The organism is Arthrobacter globiformis (assembly GCF_046536215.2).
GTDB lineage: Bacteria > Actinomycetota > Actinomycetes > Actinomycetales > Micrococcaceae > Arthrobacter > Arthrobacter globiformis_E.
This window is the reverse complement of sequence record NZ_CM143421.1, coordinates 1,017,422-1,034,077: the sequence shown is the minus strand read 5'-3', so window position 1 is coordinate 1,034,077 and position 16,656 is coordinate 1,017,422. Positions and strand designations below refer to the sequence as shown.

The 16,656-nt window shown below is 67.8% G+C and carries 19 protein-coding genes and 1 riboswitch; of the genes, 18 read left to right on the top strand and 1 reads right to left on the bottom strand.

Annotated features, from left to right (window positions below; genetic code table 11):
• The first annotated feature begins 13 nt into the window (after positions 1–13).
• Positions 14–161: riboswitch (FMN riboswitch) on the top strand.
• A 95-nt stretch (positions 162–256) separates the two neighbouring features.
• The 9 genes from pnuC to hisF all read left to right on the top strand — a co-directional run bounded on the left by pnuC (position 257) and on the right by hisF (position 6,889).
• Complete coding sequence (pnuC, locus tag R5O87_RS04690) at positions 257–982, top strand: nicotinamide riboside transporter PnuC (RefSeq protein ID WP_410557472.1); 726 nt, start codon at positions 257–259, stop codon at positions 980–982.
• On the top strand, positions 979–2,151 hold the full coding sequence (ribD, locus tag R5O87_RS04685; protein ID WP_410557471.1) for a bifunctional diaminohydroxyphosphoribosylaminopyrimidine deaminase/5-amino-6-(5-phosphoribosylamino)uracil reductase RibD: 1,173 nt from the start codon (positions 979–981) through the stop codon (positions 2,149–2,151). The genes pnuC and ribD overlap by 4 nt, the downstream gene beginning before the upstream one ends.
• The gene (locus R5O87_RS04680; RefSeq protein WP_410557470.1) at positions 2,151–2,798 is read left to right on the top strand and encodes a riboflavin synthase; all 648 of its coding nucleotides are present in this window, start codon (positions 2,151–2,153) and stop codon (positions 2,796–2,798) included. Before ribD ends, R5O87_RS04680 begins: the two co-directional genes overlap by 1 nt.
• 65 nt (positions 2,799–2,863) lie before the next feature.
• Positions 2,864–3,550, top strand: coding sequence for a 3,4-dihydroxy-2-butanone-4-phosphate synthase (gene ribB, locus R5O87_RS04675; protein ID WP_410557536.1), 687 nt, complete (start codon positions 2,864–2,866; stop codon positions 3,548–3,550).
• Positions 3,547–4,248 carry a GTP cyclohydrolase II gene (ribA, locus tag R5O87_RS04670; RefSeq protein WP_410557469.1) on the top strand — a complete coding sequence of 234 codons (702 nt, stop codon included), beginning with the start codon at positions 3,547–3,549 and terminating at the stop codon, positions 4,246–4,248. The genes ribB and ribA overlap by 4 nt, the downstream gene beginning before the upstream one ends.
• A gap of 18 nt (positions 4,249–4,266) precedes the next feature.
• A complete protein-coding gene (gene ribH / locus R5O87_RS04665) occupies positions 4,267–4,749 on the top strand; it encodes a 6,7-dimethyl-8-ribityllumazine synthase (RefSeq protein WP_410557468.1) in 483 nt (160 codons plus the stop codon).
• A gap of 133 nt (positions 4,750–4,882) precedes the next feature.
• Positions 4,883–5,146 carry a phosphoribosyl-ATP diphosphatase gene (locus R5O87_RS04660; RefSeq protein WP_003801526.1) on the top strand — a complete coding sequence of 88 codons (264 nt, stop codon included), beginning with the start codon at positions 4,883–4,885 and terminating at the stop codon, positions 5,144–5,146.
• Between the two features lie 58 nt (positions 5,147–5,204).
• Positions 5,205–6,065, top strand: a complete 861-nt coding sequence (hisG, locus tag R5O87_RS04655) for an ATP phosphoribosyltransferase (RefSeq protein WP_410557467.1) — start codon at positions 5,205–5,207, stop codon at positions 6,063–6,065.
• 47 nt (positions 6,066–6,112) lie between these two features.
• Positions 6,113–6,889 carry an imidazole glycerol phosphate synthase subunit HisF gene (gene hisF / locus R5O87_RS04650; RefSeq protein ID WP_410557466.1) on the top strand — a complete coding sequence of 259 codons (777 nt, stop codon included), beginning with the start codon at positions 6,113–6,115 and terminating at the stop codon, positions 6,887–6,889.
• A gap of 163 nt (positions 6,890–7,052) precedes the next feature.
• Here hisF and R5O87_RS04645 read toward each other — a convergent pair whose 3' ends face one another.
• Entirely contained in the window at positions 7,053–7,697 is a 645-nt protein-coding gene (locus R5O87_RS04645; RefSeq protein ID WP_377953523.1) for a TIGR03085 family metal-binding protein, read from the bottom strand.
• Positions 7,698–7,974: 277 nt separating this feature from the next.
• Between R5O87_RS04645 and R5O87_RS04640 the strand changes: the two genes are divergently transcribed.
• The 9 genes from R5O87_RS04640 (at position 7,975) to lgt (ending at position 16,440) form a co-directional block, all read left to right on the top strand.
• Complete coding sequence (locus tag R5O87_RS04640) at positions 7,975–8,715, top strand: hypothetical protein (RefSeq protein ID WP_410557464.1); 741 nt, start codon at positions 7,975–7,977, stop codon at positions 8,713–8,715.
• 172 nt (positions 8,716–8,887) lie between these two features.
• Positions 8,888–9,346 carry a phosphoribosyl-AMP cyclohydrolase gene (hisI, locus tag R5O87_RS04635; RefSeq protein ID WP_462836391.1) on the top strand — a complete coding sequence of 153 codons (459 nt, stop codon included), beginning with the start codon at positions 8,888–8,890 and terminating at the stop codon, positions 9,344–9,346.
• Positions 9,347–9,463: 117 nt separating this feature from the next.
• Positions 9,464–11,023, top strand: coding sequence for an anthranilate synthase component I (locus R5O87_RS04630; RefSeq protein ID WP_410557457.1), 1,560 nt, complete (start codon positions 9,464–9,466; stop codon positions 11,021–11,023).
• Positions 11,023–11,655, top strand: a complete 633-nt coding sequence (locus R5O87_RS04625) for a Trp biosynthesis-associated membrane protein (protein WP_410557456.1) — start codon at positions 11,023–11,025, stop codon at positions 11,653–11,655. The genes R5O87_RS04630 and R5O87_RS04625 overlap by 1 nt, the downstream gene beginning before the upstream one ends.
• Before the next feature lie 96 nt (positions 11,656–11,751).
• On the top strand, positions 11,752–12,036 hold the full coding sequence (locus R5O87_RS04620) for an HGxxPAAW family protein (RefSeq protein WP_306922475.1): 285 nt from the start codon (positions 11,752–11,754) through the stop codon (positions 12,034–12,036).
• Between the two features lie 2 nt (positions 12,037–12,038).
• Positions 12,039–12,857, top strand: a complete 819-nt coding sequence (gene trpC / locus R5O87_RS04615) for an indole-3-glycerol phosphate synthase TrpC (RefSeq protein ID WP_410557455.1) — start codon at positions 12,039–12,041, stop codon at positions 12,855–12,857.
• Between the two features lie 94 nt (positions 12,858–12,951).
• Positions 12,952–14,277: a tryptophan synthase subunit beta gene (gene trpB / locus R5O87_RS04610; protein ID WP_410557454.1), complete on the top strand. Its 1,326-nt coding sequence runs from the start codon at positions 12,952–12,954 to the stop codon at positions 14,275–14,277.
• A complete protein-coding gene (gene trpA, locus R5O87_RS04605) occupies positions 14,274–15,077 on the top strand; it encodes a tryptophan synthase subunit alpha (protein ID WP_410557453.1) in 804 nt (267 codons plus the stop codon). Before trpB ends, trpA begins: the two co-directional genes overlap by 4 nt.
• 7 nt (positions 15,078–15,084) lie before the next feature.
• Positions 15,085–16,440, top strand: coding sequence for a prolipoprotein diacylglyceryl transferase (lgt, locus tag R5O87_RS04600; RefSeq protein ID WP_410557451.1), 1,356 nt, complete (start codon positions 15,085–15,087; stop codon positions 16,438–16,440).
• The last annotated feature ends 216 nt before the right edge of the window (positions 16,441–16,656 follow it).

Genomic DNA, 16,656 nt, shown 5'->3' with positions numbered 1-16,656 from the left:
ATAGCAACACACAATACGTGCTCCGGGGTCGGTGTAAGTCCGAACCGGCGGTGATAGTCCGCGACCCGCGAGCCGGCGTTTCCCTGTGGAAGCCCGGCGGACGGTTGAACTGGTGAAATTCCGGTACCGACAGTTAAAGTCTGGATGAGAGAAGCACGTACAGCTGTACTTGTGGCGTTCCAGAACGCCGCTGCGTTTCGCTGTCGTATACCCCCGGAGCAGTCTCGGCTCTTGAGGGAAGGAACGACACGCACGCATGGACATCCTGCGTTGGCTCTTCGAGGCACAGATCCCTGTGGGTGGATCAGTGCTCATTCTCCGCGAAGTGCTGGGAAACATTTTCGGCCTGGCCAGTGCCCTCGGCGGTATGCGGCGCAAGGTCTGGGCATGGCCCGTCGGCATCGCCGGCAACCTCCTCCTTCTAACAGTCTTCCTGGGCAACGTCTTCGGCTCCGCCACGCCCGCCACGCTGTGGGGACAGGCCGGGCGGCAGGTCATGTTCATCATCGTTGCGGTCTACGGCTGGCAGCGCTGGCAGCAGAGCCGCCGGGCGGCTGGATCGTCGACGGCGATCGCCCCCGCGTGGGCCAGTGCCAGGACCCGCGTGGCGCTGGTACTCGCGCTGGCGGCCGGAACGGCCGCCCTGACCCCGCTCTTCGACTCCCTGGGCTCCTACCCGCCGGTGTGGGCCGACGCCTGGACCTTCATGGGCTCGCTCCTGGCCACCTACGGCATGGCCCGCGGCTGGACCGAGTTCTGGCTGATCTGGGTTGCCGTGGACGTGGTCGGCGTTCCACTGCTCTTCAGCGCCGGGTACTTCGCCAGTGCCTTCATGTACCTGTTCTACGGCTTCTTCACCCTGGCCGGCTTCATCGTCTGGTGGCGGGCGTCCCGGGCCCAGGCCCACGCCGAACCGTCTGCCGTCGCTGACTCAGCCATTAGGGTTGAGACAGCCTTCCCGGACCCGGCGGTGTCCAAATGACTGCCGCCCAGACTCCGGTATCGGCCTTCACCGCCGCTGAAACGGCCGCCATGGACACGGCGCTGGAAGCCGCCCTGCAGGGGCCCCGGGGCGCCAATCCGCTGGTGGGCGCCGTCGTCGTCGGACCTGACGGTCGGCAGTTGGCCACGGGATACCACCGCGGTGCCGGTACCGCGCACGCCGAAGCCGACGCGATAGCGGCGGCGGTCAGCTCCGGCGTCGACCTTCACGGGACCACCATGGTGGTCACCCTCGAGCCCTGCAACCATGTGGGCCGCACGGGACCGTGCGCCCAGGCCATCATCGACGCCGGGATAGCGAACGTCGTGTACGCCGTCGACGACCCCCACGACCCCGCCGCCGGCGGTGCCGCCACCCTGCGGGCCGCGGGAGTCAGCGTGCGCAGCGGGCTGGCAGCCGAGCGTGCGCTGGAGCTGAACCGGCGCTGGTTCCAGGCCGTCGACGCCAAGCGCCCGTTCGTTACCCTGCACATCGCCCAGACCCTGGACAGCCGGATCGCGGCCGAGGACGGTACTAGCCAGTGGATTTCCAGTCCGGAGTCGCTGGCGGACAACCACGGCATCCGGAACCGGATCGATGCCATCCTCGTGGGCACGCAGACCGTGCTGGTGGACAACCCGCGCCTGACAGCCCGCGATGCCAACGGCGACACCACCGGAAAGCAGCCGCTGCGCGCGGTCATGGGCCTTCGCGACGTGCCGGAAGACGCCGCCGTGCGTGGCGACGACGGCAAGGTCCTGCACCTTCCCACCCGGGACCCGCAGGAGGCCCTGGCCATGCTGTTCGCGGCCGGCACAAGGCACGTCATGGTCGAGGGCGGATCGAGGATCCTCAGCGCCTTCCTGGCCGAAGGACTCGTGGACGAACTCATCGTGTACCTGGCACCCACGCTGCTGGGTTCCGGAACGCCGGCCCTCAATGGCCTGGGCATCGGAACGCTGGCGGAGGCGCAGCGCTGGGCATGGGATCCGGCGTCGGGCGGCGCGGTCCGGTACCTCGGGAGGGACCTTCGCCTGCACCTGCTTCCGGAGGACGCCGGCGCAGCCCAAGACCCGCCCGCAGCGGCCCGGCCAACTTCAACACAATCAACGTCAACCGATTCACTATCTGTCCGCACAGGAGCGGACACAGCCATGGGAGGCTACTGATGTTCACCGGAATTATCGCCGAACAGGGAAAGGTCCTCTCCGTGGACCGGGACGGGGACACAAGCGCAACGCTGCGCCTGCACGCTCCCGCTACCGCTGAAGGGCTGCCGCTGGGCGGCTCCATTGCCGTCAACGGCGTCTGCCTCACGGCCACCGCCATCGACGGCAAGGACTTCAGCGTCGACGTCATGGGGGAGACCCTCATCCGCAGCACCATTGGCGAGCTTGCCGCGGGCGACCCCGTCAACCTCGAACGCTGCGTCCCCGCCGGCGGACGCCTCGACGGCCACGTGGTCCAGGGCCACGTGGACGGCGTCGGCGAACTGCTCGAACGCGAGCCGCAGGGAAACTGGGAACGCCTCAGGTTCGGCGTACCACAACGGCTCGCACGCTACATCGCGGAGAAGGGTTCCATCGCCATCGACGGCGTCTCCCTCACCGTCACCGCGGTCAGCCCGGCAGCCGAAGCGGCGCCGTGGTTCGAGGTGGGGCTTATCCCCACCACCCTGGCCGACACCGGGCTCGGCGCCAAGCCGGCCGGTGCCCGGGTCAACCTTGAAGTGGACGTGCTGGCAAAGTACACCGAGCGGCTGCTCGCATTCCGCTCTGCGGGTGCGGAAACGGAAGCCACGGAGGTGCAGCTGTGAGCGGCCCGGCAAAGCTTGACGCGGCTGTTTCCGGCTCGGTTTCCACCGACCATACGCCCGGCGGCCTGGCTTCCGGCAACCTGACCCTGGACCCGATCGAGGACGCCGTCCGCGCCATGGCGGCCGGACGGCCGGTCCTGGTGGTGGACAACGAGGACCGCGAAAACGAAGGCGACATCATCTTCGCGGCTCAGCACGCCACCCCGGCGCTCATGGGCTGGACCATCCGGTACAGTTCCGGCGTCATCTGCGTGCCGCTCGACGGTGCCCGTGCCGACGCGCTGGAGTTGCCGCCGATGGTGGAGGTCAACCAGGACGCGAAGGGGACGGCCTACACCGTCTCCTGCGACGCCGCCACCGGCGTGAGCACCGGCATCTCGGCCACCGACCGGGCGCTCACCGCCCGCATCATCGCCGATCCGGCCAGCGGCCCGGATACGCTGACCCGTCCCGGGCATATTTTCCCGCTGCGGGCCGTTAATGGGGGAGTGCGTGAACGCCCCGGCCACACCGAAGCGGCCGTCGATCTGTGCCGGCTCGCCGGCCTGGAGCCGGTGGGCGTGATCGCCGAAGTGGTGTACGACGACGGTGAGATGATGCGGCTGGACGGACTCCGGGTTTTCGCTGCCGAGCATGGCTGCCCCTTGATCTCGATTGAGGACCTGGTTGCCTATCTGGGAGCTGACCACCGTGTATCTTCACAGGAGAGCACTTTGGAAGTCAGTCCGGCCGGAGAAGGGGAAACACGATGACGGCATCTCAGACAGCGGAACCGAGCAGCAACGGCCGGCAGCCGCACCCGGTGAGCAGCGGCCCCGTGGTGCAGCTGCCCACGGCGTTCGGTGATTTCGTGACGCAGGCCTGGACTGATCTGGTGACCGGCGCCGAACACCTTGCGGTCAGCTCCCCGAATCCGCCCAAGGACGGCAAGGCGCCCCTGGTGCGCCTGCATTCGGAATGCCTCACCGGCGATGTTTTCGGTTCCTACCGCTGCGACTGCGGCGAGCAGCTCGCCTACGCCCTGGAGATGATTGCCGAGAACGGCGGCACACTGCTGTACCTCCGCGGCCAGGAAGGCCGCGGCATCGGGCTGGCCAACAAGATCAAGGCCTACGCCCTGCAGGAGGCCGGGTTCGACACCGTCGAGGCCAACGAGCAGCTGGGACTGCCCGTGGACGCCCGCTGCTACAAGGCCGCGGCGCAGATTCTGGCCGAAATGGGCCTGCACGAGATCCGGCTGCTGAGCAACAACCCGGACAAGCAGAACCGCCTGGCCACGGCCGGCGTGAAGGTCGTCGAGATGGTGCCCACCGAGGTGCCGTCCCGGGAACAGAACCTGCGCTACCTGCAGACCAAGAAGGACCGCATGGACCACCTGCTGACCCTCGACACCGAGACCGCGGGCCTGCCCCGCACCGGCACTGACACTTTTGACCACGAACAAGACTGAACGGATCACGAAGATTTTATGAGCGGACACGGCGCACCCCAGATTGACCTCACCACCCTCGACCCCGCGGAAACCTCGCAGCTGAAGCTGGCGATCGTGGCGGCAAGCTGGCACACCCAGATCATGGACGGCCTCCTGGACGGAGCCCTGCGCGCGGCCAAGGACGCCGGCATCAGCGAGCCCACAGTGCTGCGCGTCCCGGGCAGCTTTGAGCTTCCGGTCGCTGCCGCGCGGCTGGCACCGCACTTTGACGCCGTCGTGGCCCTCGGCGTCGTCATCCGCGGCGGCACGCCGCACTTTGACTACGTTTGCCAGGCCGCGACGTCGGGACTCACCGATGTCAGCGTCAGCACCGGTGTGCCGGTTGGGTTCGGCGTCCTCACCTGCGACACCGAGGAGCAGGGCCTGGACCGGGCCGGTCTGCCCGGATCCTCGGAGGACAAGGGGCACGAGGCCGTCACAGCCGCACTGGCCACGGCACTTTTGCTCAAGAACTACTAGGAACATTTCCCCAGTTCCGGGGCGCGGCGGGGATGCGGACGCAAGCATCCAGCGTGTGTAATCGCTCACATCCCCGCCGTCATGGAACTGCCCGACAGGCGGGCCCCGGCCCGGAGCAAGTAGGCTGGAGGGCGTGAAGAATTTCGAGACGCTGTTCGCAGAACTGAGCGAGAAGGCAGCGACCCGCCCCGAGGGCTCCCGCACCGTCGCCGAACTGGAGTCGGGAATCCACGGCATCGGCAAGAAAGTCGTGGAGGAAGCGGCTGAAGTCTGGATGGCAGCCGAGTACGAATCCGACGAAGCCGCGGCCGAGGAGATCTCGCAGCTCCTGTACCACCTGCAGGTCCTGATGCTCGCCAAAGGACTCAGCCTGGAAGACGTCTACAAGCATCTCTAGCCGCCTCTGCGTGGCCCCGCTTGCCTGACCCCAACTTCCAAACCAGAAAGACCTCCTAATGCTGCGTGTAGCCGTACCCAACAAGGGATCCCTGTCCGAAGCCGCCTCCGCCATGCTGTCCGAGGCGGGCTACCGCCAGCGCCGGGACAGCCGTGAGCTGGTCATGGTGGACCCCGACAACGACATCGAGTTCTTCTTCCTCCGCCCCCGCGACATCGCCGTTTACGTCGGGCAGGGAACGCTCGACGTCGGAATCACCGGCCGCGACCTCCTGCTGGACGCTCAGGTGGAGGCTGAGGAGCTGCTTCCGCTCGGCTTTGCCGCCTCCACGTTCCGCTTCGCCGGACCGATCGGCGACTTCAGCACTGTGGATGAACTCGAGGGCAAGCGCCTTGCCACCAGCTACGACGGCCTCCTGCGCGACTACTTGGCGGAGCGCGGCATCAAGGCGAAGGTGGTCCGGCTGGACGGTGCGGTGGAATCCTCCGTGCGCCTTGGCGTCGCGGACGCCATTGCTGACGTCGTCGAAACGGGCAACACCCTCAAGGCCGCCGGCATGGAGATCTTCGGCGATCCGATCCTCAAGTCCGAAGCCGTGCTCATCCGCCGCACCGGCGAGGGGGGCGCCGCCAACGGCACGGCCAAGGAAATTGAGGTCCTGATCCGCCGCCTGCAGGGCGTCCTGGTGGCGCGCCAGTACGTGCTCATGGACTACGACATCCGTAAGGAGCTCGTGGAGCAGGCCGCCGGCCTCACGCCCGGCCTGGAGTCGCCCACCGTCTCGCCGCTGCGCGATTCTGACTGGGTGGCCGTCCGCTCCATGGTGCCCAAGAAGGAAACCAACCGGATCATGGACGAGCTGTACGACCTCGGCGCCCGCGCCATCCTGGTCAGCAGCATCCACGCCTGCCGGATCTGACCCGTTTCCTTCCGACAGCACACCCCAGCAGTACAACAGGAGAAGTCATGGCTGTAGCCGTCCGCGTTATTCCCTGCCTGGACGTTGATGCCGGCCGCGTGGTCAAGGGCATCAACTTCGAAGGCCTCCGCGACGCCGGGGACCCCGTGGAACTGGCCCACCGCTACGACAACGCCGGCGCCGACGAGCTCACCTTCCTGGACGTGACCGCGTCCTCGGGCAACCGCGAAACGACGTTCGACGTCGTCCGCCGCACCGCCGAGGAAGTGTTCATTCCGCTGACAGTCGGCGGCGGCGTCCGCGGCGTGGCCGAGGTGGACAAGCTGCTGCGCTTCGGAGCCGACAAGGCCTCCATCAACACCGCCGCCGTGGCACGCCCCGACGTCATTGACGAAATCACCCGGCACTTTGGTTCCCAGGTGCTGGTGCTGTCCGTGGACGCGCGGCGGGTCCGCCCCGGATCCCAGCCCACGCCGTCGGGCTTTGAAGTGACCACCCACGGCGGCCGCCAGGGCACCGGAATCGATGCCATCGCCTGGGCCAAGGAAGCGACGGACCGCGGCGTGGGGGAGATCCTGCTCAACTCCATCGACGCCGACGGCACCAAGGACGGCTTCGACCTCGAGCTCATCCGGCTGGTCCGGTCCGCGGTCAAGGTTCCGATCATTGCCTCCGGCGGCGCCGGCGAACCCGCGCACTTCCCGCCCGCGGTCCAGGCCGGGGCGGACGCCGTGCTCGCGGCGTCCATCTTCCACTGGGGCCCGGACGACATGATGTCCCAGGTCAAGACGGCCATCCGCGACGCCGGCTTCCAGGTCCGCTAGTCCCCACCCGCGGCCCGGAAAAGCAACGCGGGGTCACTTGGCGCCCAATAACCCGAGGCTATTGGGCGCTAAGTGACCCCGCCCTCACCCTCGCCTCGCAAGCTCGGCCAGGGAACCCTGAGGGCGTGGGCCCACCCGCGTTGCTTTGTTCAACGTTGCTTTGTTACAGGCCCACTTCGGCGGACTGGAGGAGGGCGACGGCGTCCGGCTGGCCTTCGAACGTGACCAGCGCATGGCGCGTGCGGCCGTGGGCATGCATGAGGAGCTCGCCGGGCTCCCCGACGATCGCCACTGAGACCGGTGCACGCTTGGCCACATGCCGGGGGCCGGAGGGGCTGACCAGGACGATGCCCAGGTCCACGCCGCGGTAGAGGATGGCGGCCCGCTTGACGAGCTCATCCCACAGCGCGTCGGAGTACTCCTCGTCAAGGGCTCGGGGTGCCCAGCGGTCAACGGCGCGCCGGACATCCTCCGTGTGGACGAAGTATTCGATCAGGTTGGAGCTCTCGTCCAGCGCCTTGATCTTCATCGGCGAGAGCGCCGGCGGTCCCGCGCGGAACGAGTTCACGAGCTTGGCGTAGTCGTCGGCGGTCCTGAGCTTTCCGGCCAGGCGCGCGGTTGCCTTGTCCGAGGCCTTGGACAGGCTCTTGATGATCAGGCCCAGCCCGACGGCAGCCTTCCGCTCGCGCAGGTACAGGTGGGCTGCGAGGTCTCTGGTCTTCCAGCCCTTGCAGAGCGTGGGGGAGTCAGGACCGGCCGCCAGCAGGGTCTCGGCCAGGACTTCTCGGGACGGATCGACGAAATGCATCACTTGGAAAACTAGCACGTCCCCGGTGGAGTTGCGCAGTCTGTTGATGACGGTGAATTTGTGCCCTTCGGTCCGCCGGAGCAGCGGCCTTTTTGAAACCGGAGACGCTTCAAGAAACTCCAAGCTTTTTCCAAGGCCGTGCTCCAAGTATTTGGAGGGGGAGTGCACGCAACTGGCTCCAGCGCATCATCAGGCGAGTTCGGTCTGCTTCCGGGGGTGAGCCGGAAGGCTGCAGTGGAGCACATAAGAAAACTCCATCTGTGGCGTGAGGAAAGCAATGAGCACTCTGAAGAAAATGGGCACTCTCGGCAGCCTGGGGCTGCTTGTATCGGGCAGTTTGATTTTCGGTACCGCCAATGCCGCCACGGCGGCGGTGTGCAGGACAGGCCTGGCCGCTCCCACCAGCACCACCTTCACGGGGACGCTCGTGACGGCCACCAACTTTGAGGGCAACACCCTGTCGCCGTTTGTCCGGAGCATTGCCGGGACCGGAACGGTGGCGGTGACAAGCCCCAAGGCCCACTCCGGAACGTGCTCTGTTCGAATCCGTGCCACGGACACCACAGGCTCCGTGGCGAACATGAGGGTGGGTCTGGCCGCCGGAACCAAGCGGGCAAACGCGGACGCCTGGGTGAACATCACCACCGGCGGGCTTGCCGGCAACAATGTGCCGTATGTCCGGTTCTTCTCGGGCTCAACACGGGTGGCGGACGTCTTCCGCAACAACGCCAACGGGCAGCTGTGGCTGCGGCTCGCCAACCCGAACGGCACTGTCAGCTACACCAGGCTCCGGGCCGCTGCCGTTCCGCTGAACACCTGGCAGCACGTGAGGATGCAGGTACGCGCGGACGGCGCCCGGTCCTCCGTCCAGATCTGGTTCGGAACCGTTCAGGTGTTCAACAGGACGGTGAATCTCCCCTCCACCACCCTGAGCCGGGTCCAGTTTGGTGCGGAGCATCCGCGGCAGATGGGAGACAGCTACGTAGACGATGTCGTGGTGAAGCGCGCCGCGTCCTGACGTCCAGCGGCCGCACGGCCCGCAGGTGGCTGATCGCCCCTGCGGGCCGTGCGTGTGTCACGAGGAGGGCTTGGACCATCGAGGAGCGCTGGGGCGTATCTGCCGGAGCGCTGGACCGCTCGTGCCGGAGTCCGGACCCGGCGTGCCCGTGTTGGGCACTAGACTTGATGTGATGTCTGAGCAGCCCGCCCCCAGCCCCGCCCCCGCCTCAACCGCCGGTGCCACTTCTTCCGACGCCCCTTCCGCCGGCGCCGGTGCCAGCCTCCTGCCGGGGAGTCCGCTTCCGGCCGAGATCGCCTCGACCCTGAAACGGGACGGCGCCGGGCTTGTGGCTGCCATCGTGCAGCAGTTCGACACCAACGAGGTCCTCATGCTGGGCTGGATGGACGACGAGGCACTGAACAGGACTCTGACCACCGGCCGCGTGACGTTCTACTCGCGCTCCCGCCAGGAGTATTGGCGCAAGGGTGACACGTCCGGCCACGTGCAGTGGGTCAAGTCGGTGGCCCTGGACTGCGACGGCGACGCCCTCCTCGTGCGGGTGGACCAAGTGGGGGCAGCGTGCCACACCGGTACCCGGACCTGCTTCGACGGCAGGGACTTCGATGTTGTGGCAGGCCCGGCCAGCTAGCGGCCGCCGCTCCCACCGGACCGGGCTCCACCCGACAGGGTTCCACCCAACGGCCCGCACCATCAGCAGGGCCAGCCAACAGGCTTCATACCAAGAACAGACGGAGAACCAATAGCGATGCAGGACCTCGGAATCATCAGCCCTGGCCTGGAAGAATTCCGGGAACTCGCCGCCCACAGCCGCGTCATCCCTGTGCGGCTCAAGGTGCTGGCGGACGCGGAAACCCCGATTGGGCTGTACCGGAAGCTGGCACAGGGCCAGCCGGGCACGTTCCTCATGGAGTCGGCGGCCGTCGGCGGCGCCTGGTCCCGCTACTCCTTCATCGGTTCCCGGTCCCGCGCCACGCTGACCACCAAGGACGGACAGGCTCACTGGCTGGGTGAGCCGCCGGCGGGTGTGCCCGTGGACGGAAATCCGGTTGATGCCATCCGCGACACCATCGAGGCGCTGCGTACCGACCGGTTCGACGGGCTTCCGCCGTTCACCTCCGGCCTGGTGGGCTTCCTTGGCTGGGAGACGGTCCGTCACTGGGAAAAGCTCACCAGCCCGCCCGAGGACGACCTGCAGCTGCCCGAACTGGCCCTGAACCTGGTCACCGACATGGCCGTCCACGACAACATGGACGGCACGGTGCTGCTGATCGCCAACGCCATCAACTTCGACAACAGCTCCGAACGAGTCGACGAGGCCTGGCATGACGCCGTCGCCCGCGTGAAGGAGCTGCTGGCGCGCATCAGCACCCCGGTGCTCCAGCCGGTGTCCGTGCTGGAGCCGGCCGCGCTCGATTTCGCCGCCAGCGTCCAGGAGCGCTGGCACGAGCCCGAGTACCTGGCCGCCCTCGACCGGGGCAAAGAGGCGATCGTGGACGGCGAAGTCTTCCAGGTGGTCATCTCCCGCCGCTTCGAGATGGAGTGCGGGGCGTCGCCGCTGGACGTCTACCGGGTGCTGCGGAACACCAACCCGAGCCCGTACATGTACATCTTCAGCCTCGAGGATGCCGCCGGCCGGCAGTACTCGATCGTGGGGTCGTCGCCGGAGGCGCTGGTCACCGTGACCGGCGAGGACGTCATCACCCACCCCATTGCCGGCTCCCGGCCGCGCGGCAAGACCGTGGACGCGGACAAGGCCCTGGCCGAGGAACTCCTCGCGGACCAGAAGGAACGGGCGGAACACCTCATGCTGGTGGACCTGTCCCGGAACGACCTCTCGAAGGTCTGCGTCGCGGGTTCCGTGGACGTCACCCAGTTCATGGAGGTGGAGCGGTTCAGCCACATCATGCACCTGGTCTCCACCGTCGTCGGACGCCTGGCCCCCACGGCGAAGGCCTACGACGTTCTGAAGGCCACCTTCCCGGCCGGTACACTCTCCGGTGCCCCGAAGCCGCGCGCCCTGCGCCTCCTGGATGAGCTCGAACCCCACCGGCGCGGCATCTACGGCGGCGTGGTGGGCTACCTGGACTTCGCCGGCGACATGGACATGGCCATCGCCATCCGCTCCGCCCTGCTGCGGGAAGGCCGTGCCTACGTGCAGGCGGGCGGCGGCATTGTGGCTGATTCGAGCAACCCGGCCGAGGCACAGGAAACTGTCAACAAGGCGGCCGCCCCGCTGCGTGCCGTCCACACGGCCGGCTCGCTGCACAACATCAGCCCGGACTCCGTCACCGAGGCAAACTCCTGATGGCGGTTCCCGCCGGATCCGCCGTGCCCGGCAAAACGCGCCGCACGGTGCCGGGCTGGGCCCGCAAGTCCACGGTGGTGCTGCTGATCGCTGCCCTGGCGCTGGCGGCCTTCGGCACCACCACGCAGACCTGGCTGACAGTCCACCTCGACCCCCAGCAGGTAGGCCAGGCCGCCGGCGGCGACGGCCTCCAGGTCCAGGGCAGCAAGGCAGCCACCACGGTCACCGCCCTTGCCCTCGTGGCGCTGGCCGGCGGCCTCGCGGCGTCCATCGCCGGAAAAATCGCACGCTGGGTCATCACGGCCATCATCGTGCTGGCAGCGGCCGGCATCATCGCGGCCGCCGCTACTGTCCTCGCTGATCCGCTCGCCGCGGCCCAGGGCTCCATCGCCGCCGCCACCGGCGTCTCCGGAGGGACCGCGGACGTAAGTGTCAGCGCCTTCCCGGTGCTCGCCGTCGTCGCAGGTTCCCTGCTGGCCGTTGGCGGCCTGCTGGTGGTTCCGGCGGGGCGGTACTGGAAGTCACGGACCAAATACGACGCCGCGGCGGCGGGTCCCGCGGATGAGCAGGCCGGCCCGGTGGACGAGATCGACAGCTGGGACAGGCTCTCCCGGGGCGACGACCCCACCTGAGCCGCGGGTCATGCAGCCACGCACCCCGGCCGCGATGCCGAAGGCCGCGGCAAAAAATGGCAGAATGTAAGCAGTATTGATCCTGAGGAGATTCACATGAGCAAAGCCACTGTTTCCGGTACAAAGCCCGCGGCCCCCAAGGAGCACCACGGCATCGACCACAGCATCGACCTGGGCCACGGCAACAGCCCGGCCGCCTGGACCTGCGTGATCGTCATGCTCATCGGCGCCCTCATCGCCTCCATCGCGTTCGTCATTGCCAACACCCCGATCTTCTGGGCCGGCATCGCCGTCATGTTCGTCGGCCTGCTGGCCGGCTTCATTATGCGCAAGGCCGGCTACGGCGTGGGCGGCAGCAAGATCAAGAACACCGGCCACTAACCGTGACTGTTCTCGACGACATCAACGCCGGTGTCAGGGAGGACATGGAGGACCGGAAGCGCCTCGTGTCCCTCGCGGAACTGAAGGACCGCGCCCTGGCGGCGGCTCCTGCCCGTGACGCCTGGGCTGCCCTCGGCGGGCTGTCCCAGGACCGCGGCGAGCTCAAGGTCATCGCCGAGATCAAGCGCCGCAGCCCCTCCAAGGGCGACCTCGCCAGCATCGCGGATCCCGCGTCGCTGGCCGTGCAGTACGCCGACGGCGGAGCCTCGGTGATCAGCGTGCTCACCGAGCAGCGCCGTTTCAACGGTTCGCTGGCTGACCTGGACGCCGTCCGCGCCCGGGTGGACGTCCCGCTGCTGCGCAAGGACTTCACTCTGGACGAATACCAGATCTGGGAAGCCCGCGCCCACGGTGCGGATCTCATCCTGCTGATCGTGGCCGCGCTGTCCGACCAGCAGCTGCGCGAATTCAGCGCCCTCAGCCGCGAGCTGGGCATGAACGTGCTGGTGGAAACACACACGCCGGAGGAAGTCGAGCGCGCCGTGGCCGCCGACGCCCGGATCATCGGCGTCAACGTCCGCAACCTTAAGACGCTCGACGTCGACCGTTCCGTTTTCGCCTCTCTCGCCGGCAGCATTCCCGCCGGAGCCGTGGTGGTGGCGGAGTCGGGCGTTCGCAACGCCGACGACGTCGCGCACTACGCGGCGCACGGCGCCAACGCCATCCTCGTGGGGGAGGCGCTCGTCAGCGACGCCACCCCGCGTGAACGCATCGCGGAGTTCGCGGCGGCCGGGGCCGCGGCCATCGCCGCCCGGGCCTGAGCTCCCACCCAACCGTGGCACCGTCCGTCCGCACGCCGTGCGGACGGATGGCGCCTGACATCAACAAGAAAAAGTGAACAGGATGGTGAGACTGATGGCCGACGCGCCAACAGCCGGCTCTGACCAGGGCTCGGTGGATGCATTCCTGCAGGGAGGCACCTCGCTGCGCCACGCCCCGGGACCCTACTTCGGCGCCTACGGGGGCCGCTGGATGCCTGAGTCACTGATCGCCGCCCTGGACGAGCTCGAGGATACGTTCGAGAAGGCCAAGGCCGATCCCGAGTTCACCGCCCAGATCGCGGACCTGAACAAGAACTACTCCGGCCGGCCCTCGCTGCTGACCGAGGCCAAGCGCTTTGCCGAGCATGCCGGCGGTGTCCGGATCTTCCTCAAGCGCGAGGACCTGAACCACACCGGTTCGCACAAGATCAACAACGTGCTGGGCCAGGCTTTGCTGGCCAAGCGGATGGGCAAGACCCGCGTCATCGCCGAAACCGGCGCCGGGCAGCACGGTGTGGCCAGTGCCACGGCTGCCGCGCTGCTGGGCCTGGAGTGCGTCGTCTACATGGGCGCCGAAGACTGCCGCCGGCAGGCGCTGAACGTGGCCCGGATGGAACTCCTGGGCGCCACGGTCATCCCCGTCACCAACGGGTCGCAGACCCTGAAGGACGCGATCAACGAAGCCCTGCGGGACTGGGTGGCCAACGTCGGCAACACCCATTACCTCCTTGGCACGGCAGCCGGCGCCCACCCCTTCCCGGCCCTGGTCCGCTACTTCCACGAGGTCATCGGCGAGGAGGCCCGCGCCCAGATCCTCGAGCAGGCCGGCCGGCTGCCGGATGCCGTCTGCGCCTGCATCGGCGGCGGCTCCAACGCCATCGGCATCTTCCACGGCTTCTTCGATGACCCGTCCGTGAAGATCTACGGCTTTGAGGCCGGCGGCGACGGCGTCGAGACCGGCCGCCACGCGGCCACCATCACGCTCGGTCGGCCCGGCGTGCTGCACGGCGCACGCTCCTACCTGATGCAGGACGACGACGGCCAGACCATCGAGTCGCACTCCATTTCCGCCGGCCTGGACTACCCCGGCGTCGGACCAGAGCACTCCTACCTTGCCGACATCGGACGCGTCAGTTACGAGCCGATCACCGACAGCGAAGCGATGGAAGCATTCCGCCTCCTGTGCCGCACCGAGGGCATCATCCCCGCGATCGAGTCCTCGCACGCCCTCGCCGGCGCCATCAAGGTGGGCCAGCGACTGGCGGCGGAAGCCGGCACCGCCGGAGCCGCAGACAAGATCGTCATCGTGAACCTGTCCGGCAGGGGCGACAAGGACGTGGCCACCGCCGCGGAGTGGTTCGACCTCCTGGAGAAGGACTCGGCCGAGGCGGCCATCGGCAAGGAAGGGGAACAGCTGTGACCACGGCGGACATCACCAGCAAGTCGGCCATCGCGATCGACAAGGCCCGCGCGGAAGGCCGCGCGGCCCTCATCGGCTACCTGCCCGCCGGGTACCCCAGCGTCGAGGAAACCATCGCCGCGGGCATCGCCCTGGCCCGGAACGGCGCCGACCTGATCGAAATCGGCATCCCGTACTCCGATCCGGTCATGGACGGCCCGGTCATCCAGGCCGCCACCACCGAGGCCCTGGCCAAGGGGTTCCATGTGCACCAGGTCTTTGACGTCGTCGCCGGCATCACCAGCCAGACCGACGCCGCCGTGCTGGTCATGACGTACTGGAACCCGGTGGTCCGGATGGGCGTGGACGAGTTTTCGCGCCGCCTGGCCGAGGCCGGGGGAGCAGGGCTCATCACTCCGGACCTGATCCCGGATGAAGCAGCCGAGTGGATGGACGCCTCGGAGAAGTACGGCCTGGACCGTGTCTTCCTGGTGGCGCCCTCCTCCACGCCCGAGCGCATGCGCCGGACCGTGGACGCGAGCCGCGGCTTCGTCTACGCCGTGTCCATCATGGGTGTCACCGGCGCCCGCTCGTCGGTGAGTTCGGCGGCCGAGGACGTCGTGGCCGCGGCCAAGGCCGCGGGCGCGGAGCGCGTCTGCGTCGGCCTGGGTGTCTCCACCGCCGAGCAGGTCGCGGAGATCGCCGCCTACGCGGACGGCGTGATCGTCGGCTCGGCGCTCGTCGCGGCCGTCCGCGACGGCGGCGTGGACGCCGTCGCGCAGCTCACCAAAGACCTCAGTACCGGACTGACCAGGAAGTAACGCAACCATGCAGACGTTCCTCACCGCAGCCGCACTGGTACAGTCTGGCCTGCTTTCAGCCGGTATGGTGCCCGCAAGCATCCCGAGCCCGGACTGGTCCGGATTCGATATTCCGCTGCCGTGGGGATCGCTCCGCATCCATGCCTACGCCCTGTGCATCCTGGCGGGCATCGTCGTCGGCCTATGGCTGACGTCCGTCCGCTGGGCCAGGCGCGGCGCCCCTGAAGGCAGCGTCTGGGACATCGCCATCTGGGCCATCCCGTTCGGCATCATCGGCGGCCGGCTCTACCACGTGTTCTCGTCCCCGGACGCGTACTTCGGCCCCGGCTTCGACGGCACCGGGGACCTGTCCCTGATTCCGCAGATCCAGCGCGGCGGCCTCGGAATCTGGGGCGCCGTGGTGCTGGGTGCGTTCGGCGCCTGGATCGGCTGCCGCCGGGCCGGGGTCAAGCTCACTGCCTTCATCGATGCCGCGGCCCCTGGGTTGCTGCTGGCGCAGGCCCTCGGCCGGTGGGGTAACTACTTCAACCAGGAACTCTTCGGCGGCCGCACCACGCTGCCGTGGGGACTCCAGGTAGACGCGGACAACGCCAACTTCCCGGCCGGCTACCCGGCAGATACCCTCTTCCACCCCACGTTCCTCTACGAATCCCTGTGGAACATTGCGGGTGTGCTGATCCTGCTGGCCCTCGACCGCCGGTTCCATTTCCGCCGCGGCCGGCTGTTCTGGCTGTACGCCATGTACTACACGCTGGGCCGGGTCTGGATTGAGGCCATGCGGATTGACGACGCCGAGCAGATCAGCCTGTTCGGCATCACCACCCGCCTGAACGTCTGGACCAGCATCTTCGTGTTCATCGCCGCGCTGGCCGTGTTCATCTGGCTGGGCCGGCGCAAGGACGGCGACCCGGACAGTGTCTACCTGCCCGGCCGTGAGCCGGCCCCCGCGGTTGCCGCGGAGACCGACGGCGGGGAGCTGGCGTCCGTAAAGACCGACGGCGGGGAGCTGGCGTCCGTAAAGGCCGACGGCGGGAAGCGGGCTGCCGCTGGAACGGCAGGTTCGGCGTCGGCAGTTCCGGCGCCAGGCAAGAAGGAAGCGCCGGGCGACGATGCGCCTAAGGACTCCGGTTCCGCCCCGAATGTGACCGGCCACCCGGTCCGTGATACGGACCGTGTTGTCTCAGATAGTGAATCGCGTGGTAATCTCCCTGATAACCAAAGCGGTTCCGGGCTAGCTTCTGCCCAAACGGAAGCAGTCCCGGCATCCACCGGCGGAACCCCAACCGCCGCGGAGTCGCGGAACACCGGAAAGTCCGGTGGCACAGACACCGGGACCGCGCCGGAGGCCGACAGCACACGCTAGAAGGCGCCGGTACCCAGGGCAGCAGAGAGTTACCGCTCGGAGCGCCCATCACCACAGCGTCGTGGCAGAGGCGACTCCGGTCAGCATAGAGCTGCTGCCCGGTCAAGCCCGGGGCGGAAGCCTGCGTAACTGTTAGTTCAGCACGTATGCCTGCCCTACAATTTCCAGTAAGCAGTAACACTTTGTTGTGCCCATCACAGAGGCGCTCTGAGTGGG

Coding starts and splice junctions, on each gene's coding strand:
- pnuC (WP_410557472.1), top strand. CDS start 257: ATGGACATCCTGCGTTGGCTCTTCGAGGCACAGATCCCTGTGGGTGGA.
- ribD (WP_410557471.1), top strand. CDS start 979: ATGACTGCCGCCCAGACTCCGGTATCGGCCTTCACCGCCGCTGAAACG.
- R5O87_RS04680 (WP_410557470.1), top strand. CDS start 2,151: ATGTTCACCGGAATTATCGCCGAACAGGGAAAGGTCCTCTCCGTGGAC.
- ribA (WP_410557469.1), top strand. CDS start 3,547: ATGACGGCATCTCAGACAGCGGAACCGAGCAGCAACGGCCGGCAGCCG.
- ribH (WP_410557468.1), top strand. CDS start 4,267: ATGAGCGGACACGGCGCACCCCAGATTGACCTCACCACCCTCGACCCC.
- hisG (WP_410557467.1), top strand. CDS start 5,205: ATGCTGCGTGTAGCCGTACCCAACAAGGGATCCCTGTCCGAAGCCGCC.
- hisF (WP_410557466.1), top strand. CDS start 6,113: ATGGCTGTAGCCGTCCGCGTTATTCCCTGCCTGGACGTTGATGCCGGC.
- R5O87_RS04645 (WP_377953523.1), bottom strand. CDS start 7,697: ATGCATTTCGTCGATCCGTCCCGAGAAGTCCTGGCCGAGACCCTGCTG.
- R5O87_RS04640 (WP_410557464.1), top strand. CDS start 7,975: ATGAGCACTCTGAAGAAAATGGGCACTCTCGGCAGCCTGGGGCTGCTT.
- hisI (WP_462836391.1), top strand. CDS start 8,888: ATGTCTGAGCAGCCCGCCCCCAGCCCCGCCCCCGCCTCAACCGCCGGT.
- R5O87_RS04630 (WP_410557457.1), top strand. CDS start 9,464: ATGCAGGACCTCGGAATCATCAGCCCTGGCCTGGAAGAATTCCGGGAA.
- R5O87_RS04625 (WP_410557456.1), top strand. CDS start 11,023: ATGGCGGTTCCCGCCGGATCCGCCGTGCCCGGCAAAACGCGCCGCACG.
- R5O87_RS04620 (WP_306922475.1), top strand. CDS start 11,752: ATGAGCAAAGCCACTGTTTCCGGTACAAAGCCCGCGGCCCCCAAGGAG.
- trpB (WP_410557454.1), top strand. CDS start 12,952: ATGGCCGACGCGCCAACAGCCGGCTCTGACCAGGGCTCGGTGGATGCA.
- lgt (WP_410557451.1), top strand. CDS start 15,085: ATGCAGACGTTCCTCACCGCAGCCGCACTGGTACAGTCTGGCCTGCTT.